The following is a 12,297-nucleotide window of genomic DNA, read 5'->3' as shown; positions in this document are numbered from 1 at the left end:
TTCACCGCCTTTGATATTCTCTGCAACATCAGATGCTGTCAGGTATTACCGTTGAAGATAAGGTGCATTGATTAATATAGACATCCCTTTGATCTTGTTCCTCACCAACAACCAATATGGATAACGACAGGGTCGTTGCCGGGCCATCATACATAACGTAAAATGGTAAAACCTGTGCAGTTCGAAATAAATCCGTTTGTTTCTGCCAATAATCTGTATACATATACAATGTGTTCTGGGCAGTATCCGTAAGTGTAATTGTCATTTCCAATCCATTATTCTCTATAATTGAGTTACTCCAATATTCGATTTCTACCATCCCCTCTATTTGGCAACGGCTGCTTCCAGGATTCACCGGGAGAGATGCAATCAAGAAAGGCTCATTATAATTCACTGTGATGGAGGGACTGCTTCTTGTGTAAGTTAATGTTGGAATAAAAACTTCATTCGCTCCCGCTCCTGTAGGCCCTCTGGCACCTTCTGGCCCAGGATCTCCCTGCTCACTGCCTGCCCCGGGCGGACCCGTGAAGCCTGTAGGCCCAGTTCCACCGTCTGGCCCAGTGTCACCTGTTATTCCAGGACCGGTGGCTCCGACAGCCCCCATCCCTGTAACTCCTGTTGCTCCTGTGACTCCTATTCCGGTGGCACCGGTGGCTCCGGTAGGTCCATTGAGTGCTCCCATATAGGTTGTTGCCCCTGTGGGTCCTGTAGGACCTGTCAGGCCGGTCGGGCCTGTAAGCGAGACGCCATCCTCGCCCATTCTCCCCTCGCCACCAGATAGACCGGTACGTCCGGTTAGACCAGTGGGTCCTGTTGGGCCTGGAGGACCTATCGGACCGTTGAATATAACAGGCCCTGGTCCCGTCTGGACTAGAGGGGAGCCGACCCGAATATCCGAGGCGATGTTCTGAACATGCAGCAGTTTCATTCTCAGTTCGTATTGGTGAATACCTGCAGACAGTTCATCGGTGAATCTGACGGTGGCTTCAGTCTGAACAAGGCCAGCGGCCAAGGCTGTTGATTCTATCGATACACCCCGAGTTTCAGCAAGTGCATTAGCTCTCCATAGTTCAACATTTAAATGCAAATGATAATAACCAGGGGACCGTATATCCAGAAGCATTGGAATCGACAACTGCACTTGCGCAGATGCATACGGCTGTTCCACATCCGTCCGGATATCCGTAAGCACAAGCTCATTGCCGCTCTCAAGAGGAAGCGACGAATAGATGTCCATGTATATTCAACTCCTTTATTACTCAGATGCTGTTCTTCTGTACGATTCTTGAACAGATAGTTCAGTTCCCTCTTAGGAATACCTTCGCAGTTGCATTAAAGGATTCATAGCTGATAGTTGTGTTTGGAGTTATCGTACTAGCTGTAGCCGACAATGTGTAGCTGTGAAGACCTAATGGCGGATGATCATCAATGGCATAGAAGAACAGCGATTGTTCGGAAGGAATGGAATTAGATGATGGATCATTCGAATAATTATAGAACAACATCCAATTAAACAAAGCGCCTTCAGGAAGGTTGACTCCATCACGTTGTATCACATAAACAATATTATTGCTGTATTCGTAATCCGGGGGATTCCCGTAGCTGATCTGTAGAGTGCCAGCTACAACTACACATTGATCAGTCGAGGTAACCAGTACTGGCGGAAGTTGGCCTACAAGCTCACTCTCTTCTGGACTGCTCGACAGCAGAGCATCACTCACAACTACCGGCAATGCACGGCTGGGTCCGGTTACACCTGTGGGGCCAGTTGTCCCTGTATTACCGGTAAATCCTGAACCTGGACCTGTGTACCCGGTCTCCCCCCTTGCTCCGGTCGTTCCTGTCGGGCCCTGCAGTCCATACCCGGTCATACCCGTGGCTCCGATTCCTGTCATTCCGGTTGGACCGGCAGGTCCCACCCCGGTAGTTCCCGTAGGGCCCGTTGGTCCGGTTACGCTTCCCGATCCGGTTGCCACAACCACGCCCGTAGCTCCAGTGGGTCCCTTAGGTCCCTTCGTTCCCTTGATCCCAGGGCCGGTTGTACCGGTCGGACCGGTGCTCCCGGTCGGACCGTTAGGCCCACGTGTACCACGTGGACCTTGCGTACCCGTTGGTCCGGTCGGACCGATGTCATCCTCGTCAGCCGCGACTCCTTGTACAGAGACTGTAGGGAGGCCGGCCAGCGGATTCGCCGCAATATTCTGTGAAGACAGAACCCTCAGCTCCACTTCAAAGGATTGCTCCCATTGACCAAAGCTCCCTGTAATACTTGCATTCACATCCGCAATTAGCGCTTCCCCTGCGTTGCCGCTGCCGATATAAGGCTCGGTCAGAGTCTGAAGCATCGTTCCATCTTTCAGAACAGACAGCCCGATGATCAGATGATATTTGCCGGACAATGCCGGCTTGAACGATAGAGGCACACTGAAATTTATTTGGAAGGAGGGATGACTCTCTTCCAGCAATACCGGACTTCCCAGCCGGATTGCCGGTCCCGGACTTCCCAGTTGCACCGGAATCAATGATGACATGTGAACACAACCCTTCTATCCACTTTATAATTCACCTTGTCCATTTAGTGTAAAATGGATCAATCCCCACCGGTTCCCTAACCGTAGGGATTGATCTGAGCATTACTCGGGCAGTATAATCCACATTTTATTTACTTTGCGTTTTGTACGCTCCACTGGATAGGGTGTAGATCAGCGGCTGATTAGCAGGTTCTGGCGGAAGGTCAAAGGTTCTGACTGAACGATCCTCCAAGCTTATCGTGTAAATATTTTGAGTTCCTATAACAACTAGAAAACTACTATCTCTTGTGAAGTTGACTCCTCCCCGGAAGGTTTGATCCGTTATTGTGGGGAATGAACCTCCTACTAAAGTATTAGAATCAAGTACAGAGAGACCATATGCGCTTTGGATGCAAACAAACTGCTGATCCGGTGATAGAACCAGCGAGTATAATGGAACTCCAAATTGTACCAACACATAATCTCCATTGGGTCTAAGAAGGTTGACATTAGCATACTGCACCGAATTATTTGGATCTACCCCGTTATCTATGGTTATACAATTTCCGTTATTTAACTGCACAATGCCCCATGAGCTGTTACCGGGTGTGGTTCTGAGACCATTGTTGCTGAAGTTGCCAACCTCTGCGTAGGCATAAAAGACTTGTGCCAGACCAGGAGTAAACCGCACCTCGGTACTGTCAGGTGATACTACCAGCGGGTTGGAGTAGCCTGGATATAACTGAGGCTGAATAACATACAATCCATTGAAAATATTCCGCTCCAGTGTTCCCAGGGCAATGTTGTAGGCATGAACCTCACCCGTATAGATATAGAAGAAGGCATAGCGGCTGTCTGGAGAAGCGGCGGAGAAGAGAACATTCGATTCCAGCGTCAGCGTTCGGACGGTAACACTGTTCACCAGATCATATACCTGCACCTGGGGACTAGCTTCATCCGAGATGAACAGATATCTCTGGTCAGGAGTAAGCAGCAGATCTGTTGCCTGCATATCCTGATTCAGATCGATTCCCCAGTTCACCACTTGAGCCTCTGTATCAAACTGATACAACCTGTCTTGTACCGCATAGTAAATCTCACTGCCTGTTGAAGCGGCATAAGCTGCGTTCGCTCCCCACTGGATATTGGGGTCCATCGGAACCGATTGGGTGGGACCAACCAATGCATTGATGGTCTGCACCCCGCCCGCCGCCAGAAAATAAGCGTCACTGTTCGGGGAGGAGATGGTTCCGACATCGACTGCCTCTACCACAAGATACCGGCTCTCCGCCGTCAGCGTCACATTATCCTGTGGATTAGAGTTCTGCGACAAAAATACAGTATATGTTCCTGTCCCGGGTTCGGGGAGATGCGTCAGGCTAAAAGGAATCTGTACGCTGGCCCGTTGTCCGGGATCAGGCATATCGCTCCCGTAGCCCTGGACGATCGTCTGAAAGTTATACGAGTGGAAGAAGGAACCACTGGTACTAAAGTTATACGCAAAGCCAATAATAATAGAAATTCTTGTAGCTACTGAGAGCGGGAGATAAGTGATTTGTACATTCCCCTGTAATAGAACGCGTTGTCTGGCCATAGTCTGCACGTTCGAGGTTAGAAAAACTCGCGGAGCATCAGTCAACACCATCGGATCAGTACGATATTGATATTGGGCAGGAGACAGCGGTTCACCGGTTGAGCCGGTTGCACCAGTAGCGCCGGCTGGCCCTCTTGGGCCTGGACCCATCGTCCCTGTTGGTCCCGGAGCTCCTTGCAGACCTTCCTTCCCTGGTGCACCCTGCGCCCCCTTCACACTCGTACCTGTCGCACCTGTCACCGCATTACCGGTTGCACCTGTTGGCCCTATTCCGGTAATCCCTGTCATCCCGGTCGGACCAGTGGGCCCATAGTTAATTCCCCCAGTGAAGCTTGCAGAAGGCCCCGATTCGCCTGTATCTCCTGTCGGACCGGTCGCTCCGTACCCTGTTGCCCCCGTCACGCCCTTATTTCCGTAATCACCGCCGCCTCCCCTCTGGCCTTGGGTGCCGGTCGTTCCAGTAGGGCCGGTCGGACCGGTAATTCCTGTAGCAGCCCGAATCGCATGAACAGAAGCAATCCCTGCAACAGCTCTGCCTATAGAAGGATCGGCCTTAACGTTAATATAACTGACTACCCGGGCTGTTATATTGTAGGCATATGTTCCCGGGTATGCCGGGTGGTCGACTGTAACTTGCATCGTTCTGGCAGTCTCCTCAGTCCCGTTATGGGACAGGGTGACCAGTTGAGTGTGCAGCACAGCGCCAGAGAGCCGCGTTTCCAGTTCAACCCGCAGCAGGGATTGGCCTGGAGAGCTGCTCTGGAAGATAACAGGGATATGAAAGGTCACATGCGCCTGAGGCTGAGCCGCAGTGATTTCGAGCGTCTCCGCCAGGTGAACAGCCGGTCCCGGCGCTCCTAAAGGGAGAGTTGTTAGATTCGACATACTTTCACCGCCTTAGATATATTACGTAATGCTAGTTATTCGGAATTATCGTGGAAGTTAAGACAGTTGGAAGGATCACGATAATTAATCGATCTTGATCATCACCGGTAATCACCTCAGTTAGCGTCAATGTAGTCGGTGGCCCGTCATACATAACGGTAAATGGGAAGGTCTGTGCGAATTCAGCATATTCAGGACCTTGTTTCTGCCAATAATCAGTATACTGATACAATGTATTTTCAGCAGAATCAGTAAGTGTGATGGTTAACCGTATGCCAGAATTTAATCGAGTAGATGGTTTCCAAAACCATAAGCCTACAATCCCCTCTACTTGGCAACGCCCGCTTCCTGGATCCACCGGGAGAGATGCAAGCAGTTCGGGCTTATTAATATACCCAACACCCCCTGGTGAAACATTGTAAGTCAATATTGGAATAGATGCTCCACCCGCTAAGGCTCCAGTATGTCCCTTGGCACCTTGGGGTCCGGTTTCGCCTGTTTCGTTACCTGATCCGGGCGGACCGTTGAAGCCTATGGGTCCTGTCGGACCCGTTTGTCCGGTATCGCCTGTAATTGCCGGACCAGTTGCTCCGGTGCCTCCCACACCCGTAGGTCCGGTTGCCCCCGTAACCCCTGTTCCGGTTGCTCCGGTTACACCGGTGGGTCCGGCAAAGCTTCCTACATAGCCGGTTGTCCCTGTTGGACCCGTAGGTCCGGTTAGGCCGGTCGGGCCTGTAAGCGAGGCGCCATCCTCTCCCATTCTCCCATCGCCACCAGATACACCGGTACGTCCCGTTAGACCAGTGGGGCCTGTTGGACCTTGAGGACCTATAGGACCGTTGAATACGACAGGCCCTGGGCCGGTCTGTAACCGGGGGGAGCCCACTCGGATATAGGAAGCAATATTCTGATAATGGAGCAGCTTCATTCTCAGCTCGTATTGATGAACCCCTGCGGGCAGTACATCATTGAATCTGACCGTTGATTCAGTCTGAACCAGTCCGGCAGACATTGCTGTTGATTCTAAGGATACATCACGCATCTCAACAAGCGCGTTAGCCCTCCATAGTTCAACATTCAAATGTAGATGATAATAACCGGGGGACAGAATATCCAGCAGCAATGGAATCGACAACTGTAATTCCGCAGATGCATACGGCTGCTCCAAGTCTGCACGGATATCCGTGAGCACCAGCACATTGCCGGCTCCAAGGGGAAGCGACGAATAGATGTTCATGCATGTTTCAACTCCTTTATGTCTCAGTTGCCTCTTTGGAATACCTTTGCAGATGCATTGAAGGATCTATAGCTGATTGTTGTATTGTCAGACACATCATAGATATGAACGCGCAACGTATAGTTGTGAAGACCCGGAGGCGGATTCTCATCAATCGCATAGAAGGACAGTAATTCTTCAGAAGGATCGTTATTAAATGCCGGATTACTTGAATAGTTGAATATTTTTGACCAAAAAAAGAAACCGTTGGTATCAGGTTCCTGACCATCTCGACGCACTTCATATAGAAGATTGTTGGTGTAATGGCCATCAGGGGGATTCCCGTACATTATCTGAAGAGTACCCGATATGACTACACATTGATCTGTCGAATTGATCTGCACCGCCGGAAGTTGCCCCACGATTTCACTTTCGATGGGACTGCTCGACAGCAGAATGTTGCTCACAACGAGTGGTAACGCCCGGCCTGGTCCAGTTACACCTGTGAGTCCTGTCGTCCCCGTATCTCCGGTAATACTTGATCCGGGCCCCGGATTCCCAGTCACGCCAGTTGGTCCGGTAATTCCTGCCGGTCCTGGCACCCCATATCCGGTCATACCGGTAGCTCCAATACCAGTCATTCCGGTTGGACCGGCAGGTCCCACCCCGGTAGTTCCCGTAAGGCCCGTTGGTCCGGTTCCGCTCCCCTCTCCGGTTGCGACAGCCACGCCTGTAGCTCCAGTGGGTCCCTTAGGCCCCTTCGTTCCCATGATGCCAGGACCCGTTATACCGGTCGGACCGGTATTTCCCGTTGGACCTTTCGTACCTCGCGTACCATACGGACCTTGCGAACCCGTCGGTCCTGTTGGACCGATATCATCAGCAGCAACTATATCATTTTGCACGGAGACTGCCGGGAGGCCAACCAGAGGATTTACTGCAATATTCTGTGAAGACAGAACCCTCAGCTCCAGTTCAAAGGATTGTCCTCCTTGGCCAAAGCTTCCTGTAATACTTGCATTCACATCCGCGATCAGAGCTTCCCCGGCGCTCCCGCTTCCGATATAGGGCTCGGTCAGGGAATGAATGATATTGCCGTCTTTCAGAACAGATAACCCGATAATCAGGTGATAATTGCCGGACACTTCCGGCTTGAACGACAGAGGCACACTGAAATCAATTTGGAAGTAGGGATGACTCTCTTCCAGCAATACCGGACTTGACAGCCTGATTGCCGGTCCCGGACTTCCCAGTTGCACCGGAATTAATGATGACATGTGGACACAACCCTTCTTTCACTTTCATATTTGCTTGCCATTTGCGAACGGCAGAACTATTCAATCAACACCCCCAATACCAGTTTATGCTGCCTATAGATTGTCCAAGTCCATGCTATGCAGAATATTCATGGACCTCTCTGGTCCGGCAGCACATAGTATTCTATGCCGCTGAAGCCATGGGGTCTGGATTATTCGGCCACCAGCTCTAAAAAGGCGGATTCATTAGTCAATTATTAATATCCACACGCAGAAAAGCGCCAGAATTCAATTCTGGCGCATCTCGCTATAAAAAGATCATTTAATTAATCCTGATCAATTGGATGTTGGCATAGAAAGTGCCCTCACCTATAACGTCATTAGTATTATTAACTAACGCCACACCTTGTTCGGCTGTTGTCCCTATGATACCGGCTCCCGCTACGGTTGCAATTGCCGTATTGTTTAGTGTTGAGGATGCTATAGAACCAGTAACACCTTCTATTAAAGCTCCAGACGTCAGATCTACGGTCCACAATTGAAATTCCATGGTGTCCAGGCTATTATTCTGAGCATTGACATAGTATTGGACCAGGACTGTAGAATCAGCAGGCAAAGTAAAAAACTGATTTGTATCATTTATAGTAATAGCACCGCTTTCCGGTCCGGTTACGCTCCAGGTCACCATTTCATCAAACCCAACTTGAAACTCAGTAGAGATCGCAGAGAAGAAATCTGCGAAGAAGGCAAGACCCGTTAAGCCGGTCATCCCGGTCATGCCAGTCAGCCCGGTTAAGCCGGTTACTCCGGTCAGCCCGGTTTCACCTGTTAAGCCGGTTAGCCCTGTAGCACCCGTTATGCCGGTGGCACCCGTTATACCGGTTACGCCAGTCTCTCCGGTTAAGCCTGTCAGTCCAGTCAGCCCGGTTAAGCCTGTGGCCCCCGTCTCTCCGGTTAGCCCCGTTAAGCCGGTTACTCCGGTTAGCCCGGTTAACCCCGTAGCTCCGGTTAGTCCAGTCTCTCCTGTCGGCCCCGTTAAGCCGGTCACTCCGGTCAATCCCGTCAGCCCCGTGGCTCCTGTCTCTCCCGTTTGACCAGTTATTCCTGCGGGACCTTGGATACCCTGAATGCCCTGCTCTCCTTGAGGTCCTGGAGGCCCGCCCGGATTCCCCGTAGCCCCCGTTGCACCCGTAGGCCCTACCATTATTGAAGCGTTCAGCACCGTCTCCAGCTTGTTGGTAAGAATGAATTCCTTCTTCACAATATCCCGCATCATATTTCTTACACTGTCGTTCATAGCCAGCACATCGCCAATGGTCGCTTCAGGAGCTGTAACTCCGGGTAAGGTACCCAGGATATATTGCAGCTTCTCTCCTTCGGCATTGATAATGTGGCTGAGTCCCAATTCTTCCATCGCAATGGAGGACAGCAGCAGGTTAACGGCATCATCCCTGGCAATGCTTATGGTTGGGGTGATGTTAGGCAGATTCGCCTGAGACATATGATCAACTCCTCTAGGTTAGTGGGCTTAGAACAATTTAAGAATAGATATCGAGGCATTAACATCTGTAATTGTACCGGCGCCGCTATTAATCATAACTAATGTATTCACTGCTTCACCAGTAACGGTGGGGAAAATACTCCCGCCCACTATAAGATTAGAAGTGGCAGCGACAGCTGTATGATACGATATTGCTTCGCTAGCTGGAAGGGTAGCCCCATTGAGCGTAAGGGCAACGCTAAAATTCTCCCCTGTCGGAGTAGAAGCATTAGCTGAATAATGAACGTAGTAGGTTGCCGGTTCCAAAACGCCTATAACATCGTTATTTTGCAGATTGAAACCACCTATGCTACGGCTGATATTGGAACCAGTGGAATAAGCATCGGCATCAAAGACTATTGGACCTCTTGGACCTATTGGACCTCCTGAAGTAAGGGTGGACAACCACCGGTCAATAGGCGGCTCACCTGTTCCTCCGGTTACTCCGGTCAAGCCGGTTACTCCTGTAACTCCTGTTAGACCCGTCAGGCCGGTAGCGCCAGTCGCTCCTGTTTCCCCTGTAACTCCTGTTTCTCCTGTAACTCCTGTCAGACCCGTGAGTCCGGTAGCTCCCGTTTCTCCGCTTTGCCCTGTTACGCCAGTCTCGCCTGTTTCTCCTGTCAGACCCGTTAACCCGATAGCCCCGGACTCCCCAGTGAGGCCAGTTGCCCCGGTCAATGCGGTCAATCCAGTGGCCCCAGTTATACCTGTAGCCCCTGTTGCCCCTGAAGGTCCCTCTATGCCTGGGAAGCCGCTAACTCCCGTGGTACCGCTCGGGCCATCGTCTCCAGTCTCTCCTATTTCGCCTTGCAGACCTCTTGGACCGATCGGACCCTCGTCTGGTCCTGTTACGCCTGTGGCTCCGATCCCGCCATAATCAACCGGTGCTGCAAGCAGACTCTCTAACTGGCTGGTCTGCAGCCAGGCGCTTTTCACCGTTTCCCCCAGCATACTACGGATACTATCAGTGATGTCCTGAAGATTGGAGATGTTCACCACCGGGGCAGTAACTCCAGGAAGAGTGCCGAGCGCGTACTGCATCTTCTCCCCTTCTGCATTAATTACATGGCTAAGTCCTAACTCTTCCATGGCGATGGCTGCCATCATCATGTTGATGGCATCGCTCCGGGTGAGTGTAATGGTTGGTGTAATGTTAGGCAGATTAGCTTGAGACAAATCAATCCTCTCCTTTCTGGTTTAGAATAGTCCATCATATGCCGCTCTGTACGATTGGTTCGGCAATTCGTCCAGGCTATGTAAGAAAAAACTGATATGTGTTACAGTTCTTATTATGTGAGAAAAGACCAGCCCAAATCAGGCTGGTCTTCATGAGAAACAAATTTAATGATCACAATCAAGGAAACTCAGCTCAACTGAATTATAGTGACCTTGGCAGGGAAGAAGCCATAATAAACTCCATCCATATCAACAGTTACAGCAGTCCCTTCATATACAAGCGCAAGTTGAATAGTTGTTGTATCTTGAGCTTCTAAAATATAAGTTCCATTCACAATAGAAGGGACAGTATTTATTGCAGCAGTAACTATTGATGTAGACTCTGGATTATTGTTAATTTTCAATTCCAGCCCTGCTGCTCTTGTATCAGAGGATAGAACATTGGCTTGATACAATATCAAATAGTTTCCGGCATCTACCACAAACTCATTCGTATTAAGGACAAACGGTCTTATAGTAGTACCGCTGCTGGATGTGAAAACAACACTAAAGTGTGGAAGAGAGAAATTATCGCCCGTTGCCACAATATTTTCACCTGTGAAAACATACTGGGCGTAATTCTGGGACAGAACACCAGTCGGACCTACAAGACCAATACCCGTTGGTCCAGTCGCTCCCGTTAATCCAGTGACGCCAGTCGCTCCTGTTGCCCCTGTGAGACCTGTTGCTCCTGTCTCACCCGTAAGACCCGTTGCACCAGTTTCTCCCGTCAGGCCTGTTGTTCCTGTTGCTCCCGTTAACCCAGTGACGCCAGTCGATCCTGTTACCCCTGTGAGACCCGTTGCTCCGGTATCTCCAGTGAGTCCTGTTGCTCCCGTTGCCCCTGTTAATCCTGTAATCCCTGTTAAACCAGTGTTACCATCCTCACCTTTTGAACCTGGGCCTCCATTTATTCCGTCTTTACCTGCTTTCCCTGTTGTGCCCGTCACTCCCGTCATACCTGTTGGACCTGTTGGACCAGTCAGACCTGTTTGACCCGTCGCACCTGTTTCAACAACACTTAATCCAGTAACTCCTGTTGGACCAGTCACACCAGTCACACCAGTCACACCTGTAACTCCAGTGGCTCCAGTCTCACCTGTAAGCCCCGTTGCACCAGTCTCTCCTGTAAGCCCAGTTGCTCCGGTCTCTCCCGTGAGCCCAGTCGCTCCCGTTTCTCCCGTCAGCCCTGTCGCTCCGGTCTCTCCTGTAAGCCCCGTTGCTCCTGTTTCCCCGGTAAGCCCCGTTGCTCCCGTTTCCCCGGTAAGCCCCGTTGCTCCCGTTTCTCCCGTGAGCCCTGTCGCCCCCGTTTCTCCTGTAAGCCCCGTTGCTCCGGTCTCTCCCGTCAGCCCAGTTGCACCAGTCTCACCTGTGAGCCCTGTCGCTCCAGTCTCTCCCGTCAGCCCTGTCGCTCCAGTCTCTCCTGTAAGCCCCGTTGCTCCTGTTTCTCCGGTAAGCCCCGTTGCTCCCGTTTCTCCTGTGAGCCCTGTCGCTCCGGTCTCACCTGTAAGACCTGTTGCACCAGTCTCACCTGTAAGCCCAGTTGCTCCGGTCTCTCCCGTCAGCCCCGTCGCCCCGGTCTCTCCTGTCAATCCTGTCAATCCTGTCAATCCTGTCGCTCCGGTCTCGCCAGTCAGCCCTGTCGCTCCAGTCTCACCTGTAAGCCCCGTTGCACCAGTCTCTCCTGTAAGCCCCGTTGCTCCGGTCTCTCCCGTGAGCCCAGTTGCTCCGGTCTCTCCCGTAAGACCCGTCGCTCCGGTCTCTCCCGTCAGCCCCGTCGCCCCGGTCTCTCCAGTCAGCCCTGTCGCCCCGGTCTCTCCAGTCAGCCCTGTCGCACCAGTCTCTCCGGTGAGCCCCGTCGCTCCAGTCTCTCCCGTGAGCCCCGTCGCTCCAGTCTCTCCCGTAAGCCCTGTTGCACCAGTCTCACCTGTAAGCCCCGTTGCTCCGGTCTCTCCTGTAAGCCCTGTTGCACCAGTCTCACCTGTAAGCCCCGTTGCACCAGTCTCACCTGTAAGCCCCGTTGCTCCGGTCTCTCCCGTCAGCCCTGTCGCCCCGGTCTCTCCCGTAAGACCCGTCGCTCC

8 protein-coding genes are annotated in these 12,297 nt (G+C 51.6%); all 8 read right to left on the bottom strand.

The window, feature by feature from the left end; translation table 11 throughout:
• Window positions 1-28: 28 nt before the first annotated feature.
• The gene (locus tag C173_RS35565) at window positions 29-1,237 is read right to left on the bottom strand and encodes a hypothetical protein (protein WP_051478535.1); all 1,209 of its coding nucleotides are present in this window, start codon (window positions 1,235-1,237) and stop codon (window positions 29-31) included.
• 61 nt (window positions 1,238-1,298) lie between these two features.
• Window positions 1,299-2,531 carry a hypothetical protein gene (locus tag C173_RS35560; RefSeq protein ID WP_051478532.1) on the bottom strand — a complete coding sequence of 411 codons (1,233 nt, stop codon included), beginning with the start codon at window positions 2,529-2,531 and terminating at the stop codon, window positions 1,299-1,301.
• Window positions 2,532-2,658: 127 nt separating this feature from the next.
• Entirely contained in the window at window positions 2,659-4,989 is a 2,331-nt protein-coding gene (locus tag C173_RS35725) for a collagen-like protein (protein ID WP_051478531.1), read from the bottom strand.
• Between the two features lie 31 nt (window positions 4,990-5,020).
• A complete protein-coding gene (locus tag C173_RS35550; protein ID WP_051478529.1) occupies window positions 5,021-6,226 on the bottom strand; it encodes a collagen-like protein in 1,206 nt (401 codons plus the stop codon).
• Between the two features lie 23 nt (window positions 6,227-6,249).
• Window positions 6,250-7,482: a collagen-like protein gene (locus C173_RS35545; RefSeq protein ID WP_051478528.1), complete on the bottom strand. Its 1,233-nt coding sequence runs from the start codon at window positions 7,480-7,482 to the stop codon at window positions 6,250-6,252.
• A gap of 301 nt (window positions 7,483-7,783) precedes the next feature.
• On the bottom strand, window positions 7,784-8,962 hold the full coding sequence (locus C173_RS35540; protein ID WP_051478527.1) for a collagen-like protein: 1,179 nt from the start codon (window positions 8,960-8,962) through the stop codon (window positions 7,784-7,786).
• A gap of 27 nt (window positions 8,963-8,989) precedes the next feature.
• A complete protein-coding gene (locus C173_RS35535) occupies window positions 8,990-10,177 on the bottom strand; it encodes a collagen-like triple helix repeat-containing protein (protein WP_051478525.1) in 1,188 nt (395 codons plus the stop codon).
• Window positions 10,178-10,365: 188 nt separating this feature from the next.
• A complete protein-coding gene (locus C173_RS35720) occupies window positions 10,366-11,988 on the bottom strand; it encodes a beta strand repeat-containing protein (protein WP_442792681.1) in 1,623 nt (540 codons plus the stop codon).
• Window positions 11,989-12,297 lie beyond the last annotated feature (309 nt).

Source organism: Paenibacillus sp. FSL R7-277 (assembly GCF_000517965.1).
In the GTDB taxonomy this organism is placed as follows: Bacteria; Bacillota; Bacilli; order Paenibacillales; family Paenibacillaceae; genus Paenibacillus_AQ; species Paenibacillus_AQ silagei.
The sequence above is the reverse complement of the archived record's forward strand: the minus strand, read 5'-3'. Positions and strand labels throughout refer to the sequence as shown.

Coding starts and splice junctions, on each gene's coding strand:
- C173_RS35550 (WP_051478529.1), bottom strand. CDS start 6,226: ATGAACATCTATTCGTCGCTTCCCCTTGGAGCCGGCAATGTGCTGGTG.
- C173_RS35540 (WP_051478527.1), bottom strand. CDS start 8,962: ATGTCTCAGGCGAATCTGCCTAACATCACCCCAACCATAAGCATTGCC.
- C173_RS35560 (WP_051478532.1), bottom strand. CDS start 2,531: ATGTCATCATTGATTCCGGTGCAACTGGGAAGTCCGGGACCGGCAATC.
- C173_RS35545 (WP_051478528.1), bottom strand. CDS start 7,482: ATGTCATCATTAATTCCGGTGCAACTGGGAAGTCCGGGACCGGCAATC.
- C173_RS35565 (WP_051478535.1), bottom strand. CDS start 1,237: ATGGACATCTATTCGTCGCTTCCTCTTGAGAGCGGCAATGAGCTTGTG.
- C173_RS35725 (WP_051478531.1), bottom strand. CDS start 4,989: ATGTCGAATCTAACAACTCTCCCTTTAGGAGCGCCGGGACCGGCTGTT.